Source organism: Caballeronia catudaia (assembly GCF_001544755.2).
GTDB classification, from domain to species: Bacteria; Pseudomonadota; Gammaproteobacteria; order Burkholderiales; family Burkholderiaceae; genus Caballeronia; species Caballeronia catudaia.
Window position 1 is genome coordinate 297,924 of sequence record NZ_FCOF02000001.1, and the last position, 20,937, is coordinate 318,860.

Consider the following 20,937-nt stretch of genomic DNA (forward strand, 5'->3'; position numbering starts at 1 on the left):
TGGGTCAACGATTCAAGCCAGGGCATTTGCCTCCACGATCGTGGATTTCGCCGGCACCGCTGCATCGAAGAATTGCAGATCGACCGCCATCAGATCCATCTCGTAGTAGAAGAAGACATAGCCCTGATCGACGAGATCGCTGGCGAGCGCGTCACGTTCTTCCCGGGACAAGTTCACTACCTCGATATTGATGACTTTCGGACGATACGCGGCGAAATCGAATTGCCGGAACACCCGGTAGTCGAATCCTTCCGTGTCGATCTGCAAGACGTCAATGTTCGACACGCCATTGCGGGCGATCACGGTCCGCAACGGCTGTCCTTCGACCATCTGGACGTGGACGTAATCTTTGTAGTCCTTCAATTTCGTGTCGCTGAAGGTGGACATGCCACCGAGCCAATGCGGCAGATTATGCTTGCGGATGGTCTCCTGCGTAACCCGATACAACGGGAAGCTGCCTGCCTGCTCCGCTATTGCGACGTTTTCGAAGATCAGTCCGGCTGAGCCGGCGTAGTTTGCCTTGAGCTGGCTCATCATGTCGGGAAGCGGTTCGACAAGAATCCCGGTCCAGCCGAACTGTTTCACATACGGATGGATCGGGTCATAGCTCTTGCCATCCATTGCGCCGACCTGGAGGAAACTGACTTTCTGGTTGCGCTCGCTGAGTATCCGGAAGATGTCTCCAGGCGTGTTCCAGGAAAGCCAGCCCTGCCGCTCCAGTACCGAACGCTTGTAATCCTGATACCGTCCCGCCGAGTGCTTGACCGTCGTCACCACCCAGGAGAACGCGTCGTCGGCATGGCTGATATCGAACAACTTCTTCCCGCCTTGCCACGACCCGGCGGGTGCGCCGGCCAGCACTTCATCGAAGGCGACCGAAAGACCGATCTGGTCCAGAAACCACAGTCGATTGTGCTGCGTCAGGTTGTGCTGAATGAATGCGGCGGCCAGACCAATGTAGCGGCGGCCGATTTCCGTTGCGTTGAGATAGACAAAACCGCCAGGCACTTTTTCCCAGAACGGCGCAAATGGCTGATCGGTGGAAATCACGTCAGCGTGCAGATCATGCTCGGCAACCCACTTCCGCCAGTTTTTGCGGAACAGACAATCGGCGTCCACGATCATCACCGGCGCGTCGAACATCTCGAGCAGTTGCGACGCGACCACGAAGCGGCGCGACGCGAAGTAAACTCTCGCTCCTTCCACCGTCCATACCGGTTCTTCGAACGTAGCGGTAATCGTCAGACTCGGGAAGCGTTCGTGCAATTGCGCCACATAGGCGCGAACGCTCGGATTCGGCGCATAGAGATGCAGATGAACGCACAGTTCATTGGCATTGGTTTCGTGCAACGAGCCTATTAGCCCGAGCGCATGGGTGAAGAAATAGTTGTCGTCGCATGCGATCAGAACGGTCGGGCGGCTGCGCGCACCGTCATCGGGGCGGAGAAGCCAATTCAATGAAGGCAGCGGGGCGCGCGTGGCTTCCGGCGCGGTGAGAATCGAAAAGTCGATCGGATCGGTCGGACGCTCGCCCAGCTTGTACGCGCACGCCATGCCCATCAGCGAAACCGTCGGATGGCGCATCTGAACGTTTGCCGCGAAGAGTTTTTCGAGGAATGGGAGCGCCGCTTCGTAGTCGCCCGCTATCGTCGCGACCATCGCCATGAGCATTTGCAGTGTCGATGACTTTTCGACCAGCAAGGGCGCCTGATTCAGCAGCGCCGTCATCGCTTCGATTTCGCCGATCCGATACAGCAACTGGGCGCCGATCACTGCATACTGCTCGGTGGGATCGAGGCTCAGCACGCGATTGACGCCGTTCTTGACGGCTTCGACGAGCGGACGCTGCAATTGCGTCTGCAGTCCGTCGCGAGAAGCGTCGAGCGCCAGGTTTGCCTGGGAAATGAGCAGCAGCATCAACTTGAGAGCTGCATCCTTGTTTGCGGGCAGTCCGGAGTGGACGGGCATCAGATGCTCGGCCAGAGCGGCGGTATCGCACGTGTTCAACGCCGTCTGAACGAGATCGCGCGGCAGGTTGCCGATCGCCGGAAAGGAAAATTCCCGGGTGAAAACATCCCGGTAATACTGATGCATTTTTTCGGCTGCTTCGAATTGCGACATCTGCGTCCCTCGACCGTTCGCTAGTGGGCGGTCGCCCGAAACGGGTAACCTGTGCAGCAAAATTCTAGCGAGGGTCGTGCACGGATAAAGCCTCGAACTGGAGGTCAAATCCGGGCCAATTCATGAGACGAGGCGTGACGCACGGCGGGGCACGCGTTGCTTGCGCACTGCGCCGTTCAACGAGGCGAAGCGCGCGAATGCAGTCCTGGCGCGACGTGACGTTTCGAGCGTGCGTGGCTTCACGCTCGTATTCGATGCGTGTCGCCGTAGGAGAAAGTCTGCACCGAAGCTGGCAGTGCCTGCGGTTCATCCGTTTCCAACTGCCGGCGACAGTGATGTGGAGTGAAGTTCAGAAGCGCGCCGCCTGATGATACCGCCCGGCCGCCTGCGCTTTGTCCATCGCGCGGCGGTATCCGGTCGAGAGCAGCACGTTCGCCGCTTGCGCCTGCGACATCATCGATTCGATGCTCGCCTGAATCTTCCGGATGGTGACGAGCGCGTCGGCGGATTGTTCCGCTCCGATCTGCATCACGAGCGGCGTGCGCGCCTGCGTGAGTTCGGCCGCTTTCACCCAGTCTTGCGCATCGACGGCCGCTTCGATCGCCTCGGTCAGCGCCCAGACATGCTGGATCAGTTCGTGTTGGTTCATGCTCGACTCCTGTGCTTGCGCTTACTTCGCGTTCGTGGCCATCGCGCCCGCGCTGTTTGTCCCGCCGAACAGTTGCGTCAGGTAGTTCGACTGCGTCTGCATTTGCGACATCAGCTTGTTGAGCGCGGTGAACTGCGTGTTGTACTGCGTGGTCAGTTCCTGCGTGTACGAAGTGAGCTGCGTCTGCTGATCCGAGATGCTCTTCAGGTCGGCGTTCAGCGCCGTCGTGCGGGCGTCGATGAGACCGCCCGTCGCCAGGTATCCCGTAAGGCTCGTGTTCAACTGCGCCGCGACGCCGTTGCTCTTGTTGAATAGCGAGGCTACGGTGCCGGGGTTGTTGGTGAGTGCATCGGTCAACGCGCCTTCGTCGGTTTTCAATGTGCCGTCCGGCTGCAACGTGATGCCGATGGATGCGAGGTTCACCTGGCTGGCTCCGCTGCCGATGCCTTTGCTGATCGTGCTCGAAATAGTGTTCTTGATTGCGTTCATCATCGAGTCGCCGAGCAGCGCGCCTTGCGAACTGGCCTTCGAGTCGTACGCCGTGAGCGACGCCGCGGTCGTGATGAAGTTGTTGTATGCCGTGACGAATGAATCGATAGTCGTCTTCTGGCCGCTGATGTCCTGGCCGATCGTCAGATGCTGCGTGGTGCCAACCGAATCCGACGTGAGCGTCATGTTGATGCCGGTGATCGCGCCTTTGATCGAATTCGACGCGCTCGCGATCGGGGTGCCCGCCACCGTCAGGTGCGCGTCCACGCCGGAGGTCGACTGCGTCCAGCCATTCGTGCTGTCGATGGTCGTGTGCTCGGGCACGGCGATCGTGCCGTTCGGATTGTTCGGGTCGGGATCGGTCGTGGTGGTCGAAGACGAAACTACGAGCTTGTTGATCGGCGGGTTGGTCGAACTCGCGTCCGGCGTGACACCGATGTTGATGGCATTGTCGAGACCCGTCGACGAGGAGCGCAGCACGAGGTGCGCGCCGTCCGTGCCGTTGACGATGGTCGCCGTGACGCCCGGATTGTCCGACGCCGAGTTGATGGCGGAGGCGATGCCCGAGAGCGTGTTGTTGCTGCTGTCGAGCGTGATCGTGCTCTGCTTGCTGCCGACCTTGATGGTCATCGTGCCGGAGCCGAGCGGGGCCGTCGTCGAGAAAACGCCGGACGTCAGCGACTGCGCCGACGCGATGTTGGTCACGTTGACCGCGTAGCTGCCGGCGACCGCGCCGGTGGTGGTGCTCGCCGTGAGACCCTTGCCGTCCGAGGTGGCCGTGAAGGACGACATGGCCGTGCCGTCGGCAAGCTTCGAGAGCGAGCTTTGCAGCAGCGAAAGCACGGACTTGAGCGAGCCGACAGCGGTGAGTTGCGTGTTGTCGGCCTTCTGCTTGTTGTTGAGCGCGTCGGTCTGTCCGGCGACCTTCGCATTCACGAGCGCCGAAACGAGCGAGTTCACGTCCATCGTCGAATTCGTCGAACCGCTGATGATCGACTGTGCAGCCTGTTGTACGGCGCTGTTCGGATCGACAGTGGTGCCCGATGTGGAGGTCGTGGCTACGGTGGTCATGTGTACTCCGTCCGTTTCGTATTGCGATCGTCAGAAATTGGGCGAAAAACGCTGAGTTCTCCGCAAACGCGCACCGGGAGACGAGCTCCCGGTGCGCTGACTTGCTTTCTTGCCGCGATGTTTCGTCATACGCGGCGCGCTTCAGTGGATCCGCGCACCGGTTACTGCATCGGCGAGATTGCTTAGCCGAGGAGCTTCAGCACTTGCTGGGGCATCGAGTTCGCTTGCGCCAGAACCGAAATACCCGCTTGCTGCAACACTTGAGCCTTGCTCAGATTCGCCGTTTCCTGCGCGAAGTTCGCGTCCATGATTTGCGACTGAGCCGACGACAGGTTCGTCGCTTGCGCCGACTGAGCCGACGCTACCGACGAGAAGCGATTCTGCGTTGCGCCAAGGCTTGCCTGAAGCGTGTTGATGGACGAGAGCGCGTTGTCGACCGAGTAAATCGCGGCTGCCGCACCACCGCTTGCGGAGACGTCGATGTTATTGACGCTCGGCACGTTCGATGCCGTGTTCAGGGACGCGAGTTCGGTGACTTGCGCGCCGGACGTAGGAACCGTACCGCCGCTGAATGCCCCGGTGTTGAGCGTGAAGTGACCGGCCGACGTCGAGGTGAACAGATTGGATCCAGTGAAAGCGTTTCCGGCGCTGTCGGTGAAGTTGAAGCCGCCGCTGCCGTCGGCCGTCACGGTCACCGAAGTGATCGTGCCGGTGCTGGCGTAAGCGCCGCTCGCGTCCAGCGTCAGGCCATCGATCTTGCCGATGACGGCATTCTTGGCCGGCGTGCCGATCGCGCCTGCCGAGACGTTGGCCGTCGACAGATCGACCGAAATGCTCTGACCGACGTTCGCGCCGACCTGGAACGACAGGCTGCCAGCCGAGCCGTCGAGCAGGCTCTTGCCGTTGAACGTCGTTTGCGACGAGACACGGTTGATTTCGCTGATACGCTGGCTCACTTCCTGTTGCAGCGCCGACTGGTCCGACGACGACAGCGAGCCGCTCGAAGCCTGCACGGCCAGCTGACGAATACGTTGCAGGTTGTCAGCGATTTGCGACAGGCCGCTGTTTGCCGTCTGAACGAGCGAAACGCCGTCGTTCGCGTTCGACACGCCTTGATTCAGACCGTTGATCTGAGCCGTCATGCGGGTCGCGATGGCCAGGCCGGCTGCGTCGTCCGCGCCGCTGTTGACACGCTTGCCCGACGACAGGCGGGTGATGGCCGACGACAATGCGTTTTGCGTGCCGTTGAGGTTCTGCTGGGCAACCAGCGAGTTGATGTTGCTATTGATACCGATCATTTTTGCTCTCCTGGGAGACTTTTGTCTGGCTTAGGCTTTGGCACCGAGGGTTGCCTGGCGGTCCTGCGCCCGGTGATAGCCGGCCGCCTACTTGTGGTTATCGGGCCCCTCGAAAAAAACTTAAGGCCCTGCGCAAGCGATTTGTGTAATGAATGCCTTCGTAAGCGTCTGCGGCGTCGGCAAGGCTCGCGTTTCGCGCGTATGCTTTTCGGTCCGTTCCTTTCGCGCATTCGGAGCACACATGCAGACACGCAATATCGGCACATCGGACCTGAAAGTGAAGCCGCTCGTCTTCGGCGGCAATGTGTTCGGCTGGACCGCCGACGAGCGCACGTCGTTCTCGATCCTCGACGCATTCGTCGATCACGGCCTCGATTTCATCGACACCGCGGATGTCTATTCCGCCTGGGTCGACGGACATCGGGGCGGCGAATCGGAGACGGTCATCGGCAAGTGGTTCAGGGACAGCGGCAAGCGCCACAAAGTCGTGCTCGCGACGAAGGTCGGCAAACTGAGCACGCGCGCCGGGCTCACCGCGGCGAATATCGCGGCGGCCGTCGACGATTCGCTGCGGCGCCTGAAGACCGATTACATCGACGTCTACTTTTCACATTACGACGACGAGCACACGCCGCTCGATGAGACGCTCAACGCGTATCAACAGCTCATCAAGGCGGGGAAGGTGCGGGTGATCGGCGCGTCCAACTACACGGGCGAGCGGCTCGGCGAGGCGCTGAAGACCGCGAAGGATTCGGGCTTGCCGGCGTATCAGATTCTGCAGCCGGAATACAACCTCTACGACCGCGAAGGCTACGAAACCGATCTCGAATCCGTGGCGGCAAAGCATGAGATCGCAGTCGTGCCGTATTACGCGCTCGCGAGCGGTTTTCTGTCGGGCAAGTACCGGTCGAAAGCGGACACGCAGCACAAGACGCGCGGCTCGCGCGTCGAAAAGTATCTGAATCCGCGCGGTTTCAGAATTCTCGATGCGCTCGATGAAGTGGCGAAGCGCAACGGCACGACGCCGGCCACGGTGGCGCTCGCATGGATGATCGCGCGCCCGAGCGTGACGGCGCCGATCGCGAGCGCGACATCGGTGCAGCAGCTCGAAAGCCTCGCCGCCGCGACGCGCCTTCAGCTCGCCCCGGAAGACCTCGAACTGCTCGACGAAGCCAGCGCGTGGCAGAAATAAATCTGTTGCATCAATGAGTTGGGCAGGCGCGCGCAGTTGGCAGCGGTGCGGTGTTCTGGTAACATCGCGCCCGAATCGAGAAATGTGCCCGATTTCCTGCCTTCGCCGCTGACAGTCGCTTACATCGGCACCGTCATCACAACGTGAAAAAGCGGCGGCGAACGGCTCCGAAATGCGCTTTCAAGTCCTTCTTCGAAGGCGCACGCCGCTCCCGCGGCTGAATCTCAAACTCTCTCTTTTCCGGCCTCCGTGGCCGCTTTGCTCGTGTCCGTCGCGCATATTTTGCATCCGGCGGACGATCGGAGTGCCGGGGCGCGGCGGTTTCATCGTCGCGCGCTTAGAAATACGTTTAGCAACCAGGATTTACATGACCACTATCGTCCTCAAAGAAAACGAGCCGTTCGATGTCGCGATTCGGCGTTTCCGCCGCACCGTCGAGCGCAATGGCCTGATCGCCGAACTGCGCGAGCGCCAGTCGTACGAAAAGCCGACCACCGAACGCAAGCGCAAGAAGGCCGCAGCCGTCGCGCGTCTGCGCAAGCGCCTGCGCAGCCAGATGCTGCCGAAGAAGATGCACTAAGGCATCGAGTTCGGGCGAGGCTTCGCTTCTCGCCCCTTTCTCGCCCCGAACGGCAAAACGGCGGTGCGACCCATAAGGGCGCACCGCCGTTTCGTTTTATGGTTCGGGTCGCGTCGAAATCAGACGAACGCGCGACGTTTGCCGAGCGCCGCGAGCAGCTCTGGCCACGATTCGATATCCGCGTAGTCGTGAACTTCTTCCAGTTCGATCAGCAGGTCGATGATGTTGGGATCGTACGCATTCACGTGCGACGCATAGAGCGCCCGTAGCAGCTTGCCGTCCTGCGCATGCCGATAGTAGGAAATGCCGACGCCCTCGAGCTCCGGCCGATACACGTCGTCGTGCACCAGCGAACCGATCGCGCACTTGCGGCCTTCCGGGCTGCGCAGCCGGCAGGAACCGTTATCGTCTTCCGACACTGCGCGCTGCGTCAGCAAGTGCTCGCTGACGCGCTCGTAAATGTCCTTCGGGCTCAACATCGTAATGGGGCTCAACATCACAGCACCTGCAATGGCTCAAGCAGCCGTTTTCAAACGATCGGCGGACAACCCGAACTGACGCGCGATCGACGTGAGCCGCTCGCGCCACTCCCACTTGCCGAACACGTCGTGCACGTTCTGCAGGCAGGAAAGCAATTCGACGGTATTGGGATCGAACACATTGATGCGCGCACGCAGCAGCGCGCGCCTGAGCGCCGCGACGCCTACATCCATGTACGCCGGAATCTGCTCGGGCGGTTTCGCGATATAGCGGATGGGTACGCCTTCCATCGCGGTGACGTAGTCGCGCGGCTTGATGAAGCTGCCGACAGGACAGCCGCCGCAGTATCCGCGATACGCGCCGCCGCCTTGCGGCAGCAACGCCGCTTGCCCTTGCACGAAAAGATGCTGTACCGCGCTGTTGAAAATCTCCTGATGGGTCAGGAAGTTCAAGCTTTTCATGATCTTCTCCCCTGCGCCCCTGCGCAGCGGCCATGCGTTGGAGTTCGAGAACCTGCACCTGTTGCATCTGTCGCACCGGAGCGGCGGCGTCGTTGCGAATGTGGCGCAACCTGAATCGGCGCCTGGCCGCCCGGATACTGCTTCGAGCACGACGGTTTCCCGGCCTGGGCGTGGGTCTCACAGCGCCCGATGTGCTCGCGTCGGACTTTTCTTCACTTAATGAACGGTCCGCACACCGTCAGTTATAACGGTTCGGTCCGGTAAAAAGGTGCGCCAGCGCACGCGAGGACCCCATTTTTACACGCACCGCACGATCGTGCAGCGCGGAAAAGCGGCCCCAAACCCTTGTAATTCGCGGCTGCGGACGTGCTTCACTGCAATAAAAACTGCTTCTATCGGGATTTACCCTGATTTTCGCGTTTCGCACTCAAAGACGTTGTCGAAAAGCAAAAATCCCCTCCATAGGAATGGCCTCATTGTGAGGATTTCGCGACGGTTTTACGTTTTGTCTTAGGTTTTCCTCGCGACCGGCAGCCGACCACGTGATCGTTGACCATGCCGGTTGCCTGCATGAAGGCGTAGCAGATCGTCGTGCCGACGAACTTGCAGCCGTACTTCTTGAGCGCGTGGCTCAAAGCGTCGGACTCGGGCGTGGATGCGGGCGTTGGGTTATCGGCGTCGCGCGGCGTATCGATGGTCTCGCCGCCCACGAACGACCAGACGAAGTTCGCGAACGAGCCGTGCTCCCGCTGGATCTGTTGCACGGCGCGCGCATTGGTGATGGCCGATGCGATCTTCGCCCGGTTGCGCACGATGCGCGCGTCCAGCACGATCCGCTCGACGTCCTTTTCGGTGAAGCGCGCCACCTTGTCGATTTCAAAGCCCGCGAAGAGCGCGCGATAACCTTCGCGCTTGTTGAGGATCGTCGACCAGGAAAGGCCCGCCTGCGCGCCCTCCAGCACGAGCATCTCGAACAGATGCTGATCGTCGCGCGACGGTACGCCCCATTCGTCGTCGTGGTACTGAATCATCGCGTCGGTGGTGGCCCAGGCGCAGCGGGTCTGGTCGGTGTCTGGCATGGCGAATCCTCGTTCTTTTTGAATCGCGTCAGCATAGCGGAACCTTCGCGCCGCGCCATCTATGCCGTTCGGCCGATTGGCGCGCGTCGCGGGCGCCGGTAAGCTTGCGGCCATGACTCAATTCCCACATTCGGCAACTCAAGGCTTTCTGCTCGGCATCGACGGCGGCGGAAGCGGTACGCGCGTGATTCTGGCCGACGCGCAAGGCAACGAACTCGCGCGCGCGAGCGGCGGTCCGTCGGGCCTCGGGCTCGGCGTCGAGCGCGCGTGGCAATCGATCGGCGAAGCGTGCCGGCGCGCGTTCGACGCCGGCGCGCTGCCCTTCGACTGGCGCCGCTGCGCGCTCGGCTGCGGCCTCGCGGGCGTGAACAACCCGGACTGGCTCGCCGCATTCCTCGCGGCGGCGCCGGACGTGCGCGCGCTGAACGTCGAAAGCGACGCCTACACGACCGTTCTCGGCGCGCACGGCGGCGAATCCGGCGTGATCGTGGCGCTCGGTACGGGCAGCATCGCGGCATCGCTGGACGAGAAGGGCGCATGCCACATCGCGGGCGGCTACGGCTTCCCGAGCGGCGACGAAGCCAGCGGTGCGTGGCTCGGCTTGCGCGCGGTGGTTCATCTGCAGCGTGTGCTCGACGGCCGCGCGCCGGAAGACGACTGGTCGCGCGCGCTGCTCGCGCTGACGGGCGCGACGGATCGCGACAGCCTCGTCGTGTGGCTCTGCAACGCGAATCAGACCGCCTACGCGACGCTCGCGCCCACGGTGTTCGAGTTCGGCGATCATCCGGTCGCGGCGCGGCTGCTCAAGCGCGCGGGGTTCGAGATAGCGCGGCTGGTCGCGGCGCTCGATCCCGCGGGCGCGCTGCCCGTCGCGTTGTGCGGCGGGCTCGCCGTGCCCTACGAGCCGTTCGTGCCCGCCGCGTTGCGCGAGCGCGTGCGCGCGCCGCGCGCGGATTCGGCAGCGGGCGCGCTCGAACTGGCGCGCCGTGCGGCGTCCGCGACGACGGCTCCCGACGACTCGCCGCGATAAAATAGCGACCTTTGCGGCATCACAAAGGCAGTCATGTACTCGGTCATCGCTACTGATCTCGACGGGACGCTCCTCAACAGCGACCATCAACTCGATCCCTTCACCGCCGAAACCGTGCGCACGCTGTCGGCGCGCGGCGTGCCCATCGTCATCGCGACGGGCCGGCATTATCGCGATGTCGCGGGTATCCGCGACGTGCTCGGCGTCGACGCGTACCTCATCACATCCAACGGCGCGCGCGTACATGCGCCCGGCGACGAGCGCATCTATTCGCGCGACCTGGACCCCGCCGCCGTGCGACGGCTCGTGCAGCCCGAACTCGCGGGCAGCGAGCGCGTCATCGTCAATCTGTTTGCCGACGACGCATGGCTCATAGATCGCCACGCGCCCGAACTGCTGGTCTTTCACCAGGATTCGGGCTTCAAGTACGAGGTGATGGATCTGCGCGAGCATGATGGCGACAACATCGCGAAGGTGCTGTATATCGGCGATCCGGCGGATCTGAAAGTCACCGCAGCGAATCTCGAGCGGGAGTTCGGCGACTCGCTCTACGTGACGTATTCGCTGCCGGACTGCCTGGAAGTCATGACATCGGACGTATCGAAGGGACGGGCGTTGCGCTTCGTGCTCGAACGGCTCGACGTAGACGTGGCGCAATGCGTCGCGTTCGGCGACAACATGAACGACATCGATCTGCTCGAAACCGCCGGGCATCCGTTCATGATGAACAACGCCAATCCCGATCTCATCAAACGCCTGCCGAACGTGCCGCGAGTGGGAAACAACTTCGAGGCGGGCGTCGCGCATCAACTGCGCAAGTTGTTCGGTATCCGAGACGAACTCGCGTCGCCGGGACAGACGCCCGACTGAGCGTCCGCCACGGCGGGCCGCCGGCATGCGCCGGCCGCCCGTGTCACTTATCCGCGATGTCCCCAGTTGTTGCCGTAACCGCCGTTGCCGTAAGCGCCGTTGCCGTAAGCGCCGTTGCCGTAAGCGCCGTTGCCATAACCGCCGTGGTTCCAGCCCGCGCGGTTCCAGCGGCCGTTGTCGTGGCCGTAGCCGTCGTGCCAGCGCGGCGCTTCATGGCGATAGTACGGCGCGCGGTACATCGGCGCCGCCGGACGCACGTACACCGGAGCGGGCGCCACGTAAGCAGGCGCGCCGAGGTTGACGCCGATGTGGAGATCGCTGTGGGCCTGAGCCGCTCCGACAGCACCGATTGCCAGGCCGGTCGCGACGAGCATTTGGGTGACGATGCGCTTCATTGTGTTTCTCCTTTAGGGCGACGTGTGTCGCATGAGTCCAATGTAAGCGCCCGCCGTCTTACAGGCGTCGACGAGTTGTTACGGTGTGCAAGGGCGGCGTAAGGGACGCGGAAAGGAGCGCGGAACGATGGAATAGCGGGAAGCCTTATCGGACGGGCGTCGCTCGCGCTGCCGGTTGCCGCAAAAATGGGTGTCGCAACAATTCATAAGCATGCTGCGTAATTCGGCATTACATTTGTCGCGCGCATTTAATCATTCGCACGCGCCGCATGGCGCAAAAACAAAAACGGGCGCATCGTGCGCCCGTTTTTGTTGCTGCGAGTTCGCTTCGAGTTTGCTTACTTCTGACGCGTCAGCGACGGATAAAGCACGCCCGCGAGGATCGCGCCGACGATCGGTGCGATCCAGAACAGCCACAGTTGATCCAGCGCCCAGCCGCCGACGAAGAACGCCTGGCTCGACGAGCGCGCCGGATTCACCGATGTATTCGTGACCGGAATCGAGATCAGATGGATGAGCGTCAGGCACAGGCCGATCGCGAGCGGCGCGAAGCCCTTCGGCGCGCGCTCGTCGGTGGCGCCGAGGATCACGAACAGGAAGAAGAACGTCATCGCGACTTCGCAGATCAGCGCCGCGATCATCGAGAAATGGCCCGGCGAGTGCTCGCCGAAGCCGTTCGCGGCGAACCCGCTCGTCGTGAAGTCGAAGGTCGGGTTGCCCGTCGCGATCAGGTAGATGACCCATGCGCCGAGCGTCGCGCCGATCACTTGCGCGGCGATATACGGCACGAGATCGCGCACCGGGAAGCGGCCAGCGGTCGCGAGACCGATGCTGACGGCCGGGTTCAGGTGGCAGCCGGAAACGTGACCGATGGCGTACGCCATCGTCAGCACGGTGAGACCGAACGCCAGCGCAACGCCTGCGAAGCCGATGCCGAGTTGAGGAAAGGCCGCGGCGAGCACGGCGCTTCCGCAGCCACCCAGCACGAGCCAGAAAGTACCGAAAATTTCAGCGCCGAGACGCTTCGACAAATGCATGATTCTGCCTACGTGAAAAGATGAAAGCCATTGATTTGAAACAAGAACGCGAGACGCGCTTGCGCAGCGGAGTTTAAGCGTGGTCTCTTTTGCGAACTGTCAAAAATGGTTGATCGGCTCTCAATTCACGGGCATCGAACCAAAACTTCGGATTGTTCCTTGTCGGGACGGCCTGATAAACGCTAAGCGCTTAATTCGGCACGAAAAAAAACCGCCCGGCAAGCGAGCGGTTTTCGATACAGCCTGAGCTGAAAGCGAGCGCGATCAACCCACCGCGACCTGGCGCAGCACCGGGCGCTTCGCGGCCTGGAGCATCGCGGTATAGGTTTCGACGTAGTTCTGAGCCATCGTCCTGGCGCTGAAGCGGCGCTCGAACTGCGCGCGGATTTCCGTGCGCGAGAGTTCGTCGAGACGTTGCAGCGCCCCCACGGCGCCGTGCACGTCCTCGCAGATGAAGCCCGTCACGCCGTGGTCGATCACTTCCGGCACCGAACCGCGGTTGAACGCGATCACCGGCGTGCCGCACGCCATCGCCTCGATCATCACCAGGCCGAACGGCTCGTTCCAGTCGATCGGAAAGAGCAGCGCCTTCGCACCCGACAGGAACTCAGGCTTCTGCGCCTCGTTGATCTCGCCGATGAATTCCACGTGCGCTTCCGAAAGCAGCGGCTCGATCGTCGACTTGAAGTATTCCTGATCGGCCTTGTCCACCTTGGCCGCGATCTTCAGCGGCAAACCGCTTTGCGCCGCGATCTTGATCGCGAGATCCGCGCGCTTTTCCGGGCAGATGCGGCCGAGGAACGCCAGATATTCCGGCTTCTTGTGCGGCTGCGGCGTGAGCAGTCCGTCCGGCAGACCGTGATAAACGGTGTTCAGCCAGTTCGCCTGCGGCAGCGGGGCGCGCTGGTTATCCGAAATCGAGATCACGCTCGCTTTCGTGAACGTGTTGAAGATCGGTTGCAGTTCCGGCAGGTCGAGACGGCCGTGCAGCGTCGTCACGAACGGCGTGTCCATCTGCGTGAACAGCGGGAACGGCATGTAGTCGAGGTGAAAGTGCAGCACGTCGAATTCGTGCGCGCGGGCGCGGACGTTTTCGAGCAGCAGCATGTGCGGCGCGAGCGCATCGCGGATCGTCGGATCGAGACGCAGTGCGCGCGGCCAGGCCGCTTCGAGCGTCGCCTTGGTTTGCGAATCGCCGCTCGCGAACAAGGTTACATCGTGGCCGAGGTCGACGAGCGCGTCGGTCAGATACGACACGACGCGTTCAGTGCCGCCGTAAAACTTCGGAGGGACTGCTTCGTGCAACGGTGCAATTTGTGCGATTCGCATAACGTGACTCTCCTGTTGTTTGGGCATCGCAGTCACGCTCCTGTCGAGCGCTCAACATGCCATCGGGCGGGCCGCGTGTGGTTATGACGCCGCCCGAGATCGCCCCGGAGATGCAAAGTACCGCACGACCGGGTTATCCCTTAATGCCCATTATCGGGATCGAGAGCGGCATTTCACGTCATTTTTCAATCGCTTATCGTTGTTACAGCGCGAAACATGTGCTGTTACGAAGTCAGAAATTGCACCGATGAGATCGATGTAGACGAGTCTGAAGCGTTGAAGCAGCCGCAGAACACAGGTCAGCAAGCCGCGATCCCGCTTCGGCGCGGCGCGCGAGCCCCGCCAAATCGAGGTGCAGCATTAAATCAGACGAATAGTTGCCGTTAATTTATAACCGTCGCTCGGCAACTCCCGCCGCTCGCGTGTAAGAAAACTTCCTACACGAAGCTTCGCGAAAATCCGTCGTTGCGTCGGATGTGTTGTCCGACAGGCGCGACTTTGCGCATCGGCGACAATCGAATCGAAACCAAACCACACGTGCGGGGCCGGATTCGCTTGTCCGTTGCGAATTCGCGCAAACGTTCCCCCGCCGGGCCTGACCAGCCACGTATCGATTCGGGGAAGAAGATGACGACCAGCAATACGAGTACGCTCGCGGAAATCCGCGAGGTGAACCTGTCGTACTTGCTCCTCGCACAGCGGCTCCTTCAGGAAGACCGCGTTTCGGCGATGTACCGCCTCGGCCTTTCCGACCAGGTCGCCGAGGTGCTGACCGCGCTGACGCTCGCGCAGACCGTGAAAGTGGCGTCGTCGAGCCATCTGCTATGCCGCTTTCGTTTCGACGATCACGCGATCCTCGCCTCGCTCGCCGACAAGGACAAGAGCGCGTCGCTCGCGCACGCTCACGCGGCGATCCTGCTGGCCGACGCTCCCGTCGAACAGATCGGCTGACGCGCGCGCGAACCGCCGATGGCGACGAAAAGCGTGGTCGCGGAAGTCCGCGAAATCACTCTGGCGATCGAGCTGATCGAGCTCGGCGCGCGCCTGCAATTGCTCGAAGCGGAAACGAGCCTGTCGCGCGACCGTCTCATCAAGCTCTATAAGGAGCTGAAGGGCGCGTCGCCGCCCAAGGGCATGCTGCCGTTCTCGACCGACTGGTTCATGACCTGGCAGCCGAACATCCATTCGTCGCTGTTTCACGCGATTTACCGCTTCATGGCGGACAACGACAGAAACCAGCCGACGATCCGCCCGATCGTGAAAAGCTATCGCCTGTATCTCGAACACGTGGCGCTCTACGGCGACGAGCCGGTGCTTTCGCTGACGCGCGCATGGACGCTCGTGCGCTACTTCGAATCCGGCATGCTCCAGACGAACGCCTGCACGCGTTGCCGCGGGCGCTTCGTCGCGCATGCGTACGATCGGCGCGCCGGCTACGTCTGCGGGCTGTGCCAGCCGCCGTCGCGAGCGGGCAAGACGCGCAAGGCCGCGTCGACACTCAGCGCCGCCGAGCGCGCGCCGCGCATCGCGGCCTGACACGGCGCGGCTTCATCACATCCTCAAAGTTTTCGGGTCGAGTGCCGTAAACCACTTAACGGCGGTCTTACCGCACCCAAACGTGAGGACTCGACTGTGCTGATTTTCATTGGATCGCTCGTGACATTGCTGTCCGTCTTCGGCGGTTACGCGCTCGAAGGCGGTCACCTTGGCGCGCTCATGCAGCCGGTGGAAATCCTGATGATCGTGGGCGCGGGCATCGGCGCGTTCATCCTCGGCAACAACGCCAAGACGATCAAGGCGACGATCCAGGTTCTCCCGACGCTCTTCAAGGGCGCGAAGTACGACAAGAGCATGTACATGGAACTGATGGGCCTGCTCTACGTGCTGCTCGCGAAGGCGCGCAAGGAAGGCACGCTCGCGCTCGAAGCGGATATCGAAGATCCGTCGAAGAGCCCGGTCTTCAGCCAGTACCCGAAGATTCTCGCGGATCATCACATCGTCGAATTCCTGACGGATTATCTGCGCCTCATGGTGAGCGGCAACATGAATGCGTTCGAGATCGAAAGCCTCATGGACGAGGAAATCGAAACGCATCACGTGGAGGGCGAAGCGCCCGCGCACGCGCTCACCAAGGTCGGCGACGCAATGCCCGCGTTCGGCATCGTCGCGGCCGTGATGGGCGTCGTGCATACGATGGCCTCCGCCGATCAGCCGCCCGCGATTCTCGGCGAGATGATCGCGCAGGCGCTCGTCGGCACCTTCCTCGGCATTCTCCTTTCCTACGGTTTCATCGGGCCGCTCGCGAACGTCGCGGAGCAGCGCGTCGCGGAGCAGACCAAGATGTTCCAGTGCATCAAGGTGACCATCCTCGCGAGCCTGAACGGCTACGCGCCCGCGATCGCGGTGGAGTTCGGCCGCAAGGTGCTGTTCTCGACGGAACGCCCGTCGTTCTCCGAACTGGAAGAACACGTGCGCCGGGTCAAGTCCAAGTGACTTCCCGATCGAGCGAGATACAGCGATGAGCAACGACAGCGAACGTCCCATCTTCATCAAGCGCGTGGTCGCCGGCAAGAAAGGCCATCACGGCGGCGCGTGGAAGCTCGCCTACGCGGACTTCATGACCGCGATGATGGCGTTCTTCCTGCTGATGTGGCTGCTCTCGTCGACGTCGCCGGTGCAGCGGCGCGGCATCGCGGAGTATTTCCAGATGCCGCTCAAGGCCGCGATGGTCGGCGGCAAGACCGTCGGCATGGACAACAGCATCCTCACCGGCGGCGGGCGCGACATTTCCAGCAACGAGCCGGGCGCGGCGCGCAAGACCTTCGGCAGCACACAGCTCGCGCAGCGCGCGTCGTCGGATGCCGACGAAGAACTGCTCAAGGCCGCGCAAGGCGAGCTCGAACGCCGCGAACAGGCGCGCCTGCACGACCTCCAGGTGAAGCTGATGGCCGCGATCGAGGCCAATCCGACGCTGCGCCAGTTCAAACAGCAGATTCGCATCGAATCGACGCAGCAGGGCTTGCGCATCGAGATCGTCGATACGCAAAAGCGCCCGATGTTCGCGCTTTCCAGCGACAGCGTGCAACCGTACATGCGCGACATCCTGCGCGAGATCGGCAAGAGCCTCAACGACGTGCCGAACCGCATCGTCGTGCAGGGGCACACCGACGCCGTGAAGTACGCGGGCGGCGAGAAGGGCTACAGCAATTGGGAGCTGTCGGCGGACCGCGCGAACGCATCGCGGCGCGAGCTCGTCTCGGGCGGCATGGACGAAGCGAAAGTGCTGCGCGTGCTCGGCCTCGCGTCGACGCAAAACCTGAACCGGCAGGACCCGATGGACCCGGAGAACCGGCGCATCAGCGTCATCGTGCTCAACCGCAAATCCGAAATTTCGATGATGCGCGACGACGGCTCGCCCGGCGCCACGCTCGACAACGGCACGGACGAAAAGGGCGCGCCGTCGACGGCGCTCGGCCAGCTCATCCCGGGCGTCGCGGCAAGGCCCGCGGCGCAGTGAGCAAATTCCCTGAAAAACGCTCAAGACTCGACACGTTTCGACCGTCATCACGGCAAGAGACAAACATGATCAAACACATTCTGGCAATCGACGATTCGGCCGCCATGCGGCAAATCCTCTCGGCGACGCTGGCGACGGCGGGTTATGAAGTGACCGTCGCGTCCGACGGCGAAGAAGGCCTGGAGTGGGCGCTCGCGGAGCGCTTCGATCTGGTTCTGACCGATCAGCACATGCCGGGCAGAAGCGGGCTCGATCTGATCGTGGCGCTGCGCGCGAATCACGCGTACAAGGCGACGCCGATCCTGGTCCTCACGACCGAGGGCGGCGAACCGTTCAAGGACGCGGCGCGCTCGGCGGGCGCGACGGGCTGGATCGAAAAGCCGCTCGACCCGGACCTGTTGACGGAGCTGGTCGCCGCGCTCTCCGAAGACACGCAGCACTGAACTGAAGTCAAAAGACAACTAGCGCCCACGCGCCGATGGTGACTCAAGCATGACACTCGACATTACCCAGTTCTATCAAACCTTCTTCGATGAAGCCGATGAGCTGCTCGCGCAAATGGAGCAACTGCTGCTCGTCCTGGATATCGCGAATCCCGATCCTGAGGACCTCGCGGCCATCTTCCGCGCGGCGCACTCGATCAAGGGCGGCGCGGCGACGTTCGGCTTTGCCGCGCTCACAGAAACCACGCACATCCTCGAATCCCTGCTGGACCGCGCGCGCAACAACGAGCTCGTCCTGCGCCGCGACATGATCGACACGTTCCTCGCGACGAAGGACGTGCTCTCGGATCAGCTTGCCGCGTATCGCGCGAGCGCCGAGCCGGATGCGGCCGCGGCCGCCGCGATCTGCGCGAAGCTCGAGCGTTTGAAGAACGAGAACGCCGCGGGCGCGGGCCAGGTCGAGCCGCCTTCCCTGCCGGGCACGCAACACGAAGCGAAGACCGCGAATGTCGCGCCGGCATACGAAGGCCCGAACGCGCCGCCCGCGCACGTGCTCTCGCAGGCGATGGACGTCATCGAAGACGACGGCAACTGGGACGGCGCGTTCGAGCTCGCCGATGCAACGAATGCAGGAACCGCCACCGCCGCGACGCCGGGGCACACCGGCGCGCCGGTGGCGGACGTTGGACCCCACCTGAAAATTACGCTACGGGGGGTGGGCGAGAAGGACCTGGCGACTCTGACCGAGGAGCTGGGCAATCTGGGAAGCATCGTCGGAGAGAAGAAGACGGACGCCGAGTACGTGGTTTGGCTCGACTCGGACGTCCCGGCCGACGATATCGTCGCCGTGTGCTGTTTCGTGATCGATGAGAAGCAGATCGCGATCGGCCGTGGCGATGCATCGGCGCCAGCCATCGAAGCGCAGCCGGCTCATGTCGCAATGACGTCGGCCGCGCCTGCGATGCAACCCACGCTACACGAGGAACCGAAGCAATCGCGGGCGGTGGCGCCTGCATCCGCGATCGGAAATGAAGTAAAAGAAGAAACGGCAGTGGCGGCGGCCGGTTTGAAAGACCCGACCGTCGCCCAGCCGTCCAAAACCGCAAGCAGTGACGCCGAGAAGAAAGCGCGCCCGCAAGCGGCCGCATCGGCGGAAGGCAGTTCGATCCGCGTCGGCGTGGAAAAGGTCGATCAGCTCATCAATCTGGTGGGCGAACTCGTCATCACGCAGGCGATGCTCGCGGAAACCACGAGCACCTTCGATCCCGCGCTGCACGACCGTCTTTTCAACGGCATGGCGCAGCTCGAACGCAACGCGCGCGACCTGCAAGAGGCCGTCATGTCCATCCGCATGATGCCGATGGATTACGTATTCAGCCGCTTCCCGCGCCTCGTGCGCGACATTGCCGGCAAGCTCGGCAAGGAAGTGGAGCTCGTCACGTTCGGTCAGGCGACCGAGCTCGACAAGAGCCTGATCGAACGCATCATCGATCCGCTCACGCACCTCGTGCGCAACTCGCTCGATCATGGCATCGAAACCGTGGAAGCGCGCCGCGCGGCGGGCAAGCCCGCGACCGGGCAGCTCGTGCTGTCGGCGGCGCATCACGGCGGCAATATCGTCATCGAAGTGAGCGACGACGGCGCCGGACTGCGCCGCGACAAGATTCTCGCGAAGGCGCAGAAGCAGGGCATGCAGGTCAGCGACTCGATGAGCGACGAAGAAGTCTGGCAGCTCATCTTCATGCCGGGCTTCTCGACCGCCGAACAGGTCACGGATATCTCCGGACGCGGCGTCGGCATGGATGTCGTGAAGCGCAACATCCAGTCGATGGGCGGTCACGTCGAAATCATGTCGCGGCAGGGCGCGGGCACGACGACGAAGATCGTGTTGCCGCTCACGCTCGCGATTCTCGACGGCATGTCCGTGAAGGTCGGCGACGAGATCTTCATTCTGCCGCTCAACTTCGTGATGGAGTCGCTGCAACCGGTCGCCGAAGACATCTACACGGTCGCCAACGGCGAGCGCGTGGTGCGCGTGCGCGGCGAATATCTGCCGCTGGTCGCGCTGCATCGCGTGTTCGAGGTCGTTGGCGCGCGCACCGAGCCGACCCAAGGCATCGTCACGATCATGCAGACGGAGGGCCGCCGCTTCGCGATGCTGATCGACGAGCTCGTCGGCCAGCAGCAAGTCGTCGTGAAGAACCTCGAAACGAATTACCGCAAGGTGCACGGCATTTCCGCCGCGACCATCCTGGGCGACGGCCGCGTCGCGCTGATCGTCGACGTGGCCGCGCTCAATCGCGATTCGCGCGCACAGCACGGCGCGCACACCCATTAATACCGAAGGAGTCTTTCATGGCAGACGTTCAATCGATTCTCACCGCTGCGCCTTCGCGACGTGACGCACAACACGCCGAGGCCGCGGGACAGGAGTTTCTCGTGTTCACGCTCGGCGCCGAGGAATACGGCATCGACATCCTGAAAGTGCAAGAGATTCGCGGCTATGACAACGTTACACGCATCGCGAATGCGCCGGGGTTCATCAAGGGCGTGATCAATCTGCGCGGCATCATCGTGCCGATCGTCGATATGCGTATCAAGTTCAATCTCGGCCGCGTCGAGTACGACAACCAGACGGTCGTGATCATCCTGAACGTCGCGCATCGCGTGGTCGGCATGGTCGTGGACGGCGTCTCCGACGTGCTCACGCTCACGCAGGAGCAAGTGATGCCCGCGCCGGAATTCGGCGGCACGCTCGCGACCGAATATCTGACGGGCCTCGGCACCGTGGACGGCCGCATGCTGATTCTGATGGACATCGAGAAGCTCATGACGAGCCGCGAGATGGAATTGATCGACACCGTCGCCGCATAAAACGCAATCTGGAAAGCAGGAA

General features: G+C 62.4%; 21 protein-coding genes. 11 read left to right on the forward strand and 10 right to left on the reverse strand.

Annotated features, from left to right (window positions below; translation table 11 throughout):
• Window positions 1-12: 12 nt before the first annotated feature.
• The 4 genes from AWB75_RS01400 to AWB75_RS01415 form a co-directional block, all read right to left on the reverse strand.
• Window positions 13-2,229, reverse strand: coding sequence for an FkbM family methyltransferase (locus AWB75_RS01400; RefSeq protein ID WP_143746391.1), 2,217 nt, complete (start codon window positions 2,227-2,229; stop codon window positions 13-15).
• A gap of 241 nt (window positions 2,230-2,470) precedes the next feature.
• Window positions 2,471-2,770, reverse strand: a complete 300-nt coding sequence (locus tag AWB75_RS01405) for a hypothetical protein (RefSeq protein ID WP_061122275.1) — start codon at window positions 2,768-2,770, stop codon at window positions 2,471-2,473.
• A 21-nt stretch (window positions 2,771-2,791) separates the two neighbouring features.
• On the reverse strand, window positions 2,792-4,330 hold the full coding sequence (gene fliD, locus AWB75_RS01410; protein ID WP_061122276.1) for a flagellar filament capping protein FliD: 1,539 nt from the start codon (window positions 4,328-4,330) through the stop codon (window positions 2,792-2,794).
• A gap of 182 nt (window positions 4,331-4,512) precedes the next feature.
• Window positions 4,513-5,628, reverse strand: a complete 1,116-nt coding sequence (locus tag AWB75_RS01415; RefSeq protein WP_061122277.1) for a flagellin — start codon at window positions 5,626-5,628, stop codon at window positions 4,513-4,515.
• Window positions 5,629-5,869: 241 nt separating this feature from the next.
• On the opposite strand from AWB75_RS01415, the gene AWB75_RS01420 reads away from it, so the two are divergent.
• On the forward strand, window positions 5,870-6,820 hold the full coding sequence (locus AWB75_RS01420) for an aldo/keto reductase (protein WP_061122442.1): 951 nt from the start codon (window positions 5,870-5,872) through the stop codon (window positions 6,818-6,820).
• Window positions 6,821-7,187: 367 nt separating this feature from the next.
• The gene (gene rpsU / locus AWB75_RS01425; RefSeq protein ID WP_061122278.1) at window positions 7,188-7,400 is read left to right on the forward strand and encodes a 30S ribosomal protein S21; all 213 of its coding nucleotides are present in this window, start codon (window positions 7,188-7,190) and stop codon (window positions 7,398-7,400) included.
• 119 nt (window positions 7,401-7,519) lie between these two features.
• Here rpsU and AWB75_RS01430 read toward each other — a convergent pair whose 3' ends face one another.
• From AWB75_RS01430 to AWB75_RS01440, 3 genes are all read right to left on the reverse strand, one after another.
• The gene (locus AWB75_RS01430) at window positions 7,520-7,897 is read right to left on the reverse strand and encodes a hypothetical protein (protein ID WP_235011923.1); all 378 of its coding nucleotides are present in this window, start codon (window positions 7,895-7,897) and stop codon (window positions 7,520-7,522) included.
• Window positions 7,898-7,915: 18 nt separating this feature from the next.
• On the reverse strand, window positions 7,916-8,341 hold the full coding sequence (locus AWB75_RS01435; RefSeq protein ID WP_061122280.1) for a hypothetical protein: 426 nt from the start codon (window positions 8,339-8,341) through the stop codon (window positions 7,916-7,918).
• A 473-nt stretch (window positions 8,342-8,814) separates the two neighbouring features.
• Window positions 8,815-9,420, reverse strand: a complete 606-nt coding sequence (locus AWB75_RS01440; protein ID WP_061122281.1) for a DNA-3-methyladenine glycosylase I — start codon at window positions 9,418-9,420, stop codon at window positions 8,815-8,817.
• Between the two features lie 112 nt (window positions 9,421-9,532).
• Here AWB75_RS01440 and AWB75_RS01445 point away from each other — a divergent pair, with 112 nt between their 5' ends.
• Both AWB75_RS01445 and AWB75_RS01450 read left to right on the forward strand, forming a co-directional pair.
• Entirely contained in the window at window positions 9,533-10,450 is a 918-nt protein-coding gene (locus AWB75_RS01445; RefSeq protein WP_061122443.1) for a BadF/BadG/BcrA/BcrD ATPase family protein, read from the forward strand.
• Window positions 10,451-10,483: 33 nt separating this feature from the next.
• Window positions 10,484-11,320: a Cof-type HAD-IIB family hydrolase gene (locus AWB75_RS01450; protein ID WP_061122282.1), complete on the forward strand. Its 837-nt coding sequence runs from the start codon at window positions 10,484-10,486 to the stop codon at window positions 11,318-11,320.
• A gap of 47 nt (window positions 11,321-11,367) precedes the next feature.
• Here AWB75_RS01450 and AWB75_RS01455 read toward each other — a convergent pair whose 3' ends face one another.
• From AWB75_RS01455 to AWB75_RS01465, 3 genes are all read right to left on the reverse strand, one after another.
• A complete protein-coding gene (locus tag AWB75_RS01455; RefSeq protein ID WP_061122283.1) occupies window positions 11,368-11,715 on the reverse strand; it encodes a hypothetical protein in 348 nt (115 codons plus the stop codon).
• A 338-nt stretch (window positions 11,716-12,053) separates the two neighbouring features.
• Window positions 12,054-12,752, reverse strand: coding sequence for an aquaporin Z (gene aqpZ / locus AWB75_RS01460; RefSeq protein WP_061122284.1), 699 nt, complete (start codon window positions 12,750-12,752; stop codon window positions 12,054-12,056).
• 264 nt (window positions 12,753-13,016) lie between these two features.
• Window positions 13,017-14,081, reverse strand: a complete 1,065-nt coding sequence (locus AWB75_RS01465) for a glycosyltransferase family 4 protein (RefSeq protein ID WP_061122285.1) — start codon at window positions 14,079-14,081, stop codon at window positions 13,017-13,019.
• 627 nt (window positions 14,082-14,708) lie between these two features.
• Between AWB75_RS01465 and flhD the strand changes: the two genes are divergently transcribed.
• The 7 genes from flhD (at window position 14,709) to cheW (ending at window position 20,915) form a co-directional block, all read left to right on the forward strand.
• Window positions 14,709-15,032: a flagellar transcriptional regulator FlhD gene (flhD, locus tag AWB75_RS01470; protein WP_061122286.1), complete on the forward strand. Its 324-nt coding sequence runs from the start codon at window positions 14,709-14,711 to the stop codon at window positions 15,030-15,032.
• Window positions 15,033-15,050: 18 nt separating this feature from the next.
• Window positions 15,051-15,617 carry a flagellar transcriptional regulator FlhC gene (flhC, locus tag AWB75_RS01475; protein ID WP_061122287.1) on the forward strand — a complete coding sequence of 189 codons (567 nt, stop codon included), beginning with the start codon at window positions 15,051-15,053 and terminating at the stop codon, window positions 15,615-15,617.
• Window positions 15,618-15,713: 96 nt separating this feature from the next.
• Window positions 15,714-16,574: a flagellar motor stator protein MotA gene (motA, locus tag AWB75_RS01480; RefSeq protein ID WP_061122288.1), complete on the forward strand. Its 861-nt coding sequence runs from the start codon at window positions 15,714-15,716 to the stop codon at window positions 16,572-16,574.
• 25 nt (window positions 16,575-16,599) lie between these two features.
• On the forward strand, window positions 16,600-17,598 hold the full coding sequence (gene motB, locus AWB75_RS01485) for a flagellar motor protein MotB (RefSeq protein WP_061122289.1): 999 nt from the start codon (window positions 16,600-16,602) through the stop codon (window positions 17,596-17,598).
• A gap of 65 nt (window positions 17,599-17,663) precedes the next feature.
• Window positions 17,664-18,041 (forward strand): response regulator, encoded by a 378-nt coding sequence (locus AWB75_RS01490; RefSeq protein WP_053567327.1) that lies wholly within the window; start codon window positions 17,664-17,666, stop codon window positions 18,039-18,041.
• Between the two features lie 49 nt (window positions 18,042-18,090).
• Window positions 18,091-20,379: a chemotaxis protein CheA gene (cheA, locus tag AWB75_RS01495; RefSeq protein WP_061122290.1), complete on the forward strand. Its 2,289-nt coding sequence runs from the start codon at window positions 18,091-18,093 to the stop codon at window positions 20,377-20,379.
• A 17-nt stretch (window positions 20,380-20,396) separates the two neighbouring features.
• Window positions 20,397-20,915: a chemotaxis protein CheW gene (gene cheW, locus AWB75_RS01500; RefSeq protein ID WP_061122291.1), complete on the forward strand. Its 519-nt coding sequence runs from the start codon at window positions 20,397-20,399 to the stop codon at window positions 20,913-20,915.
• The last annotated feature ends 22 nt before the right edge of the window (window positions 20,916-20,937 follow it).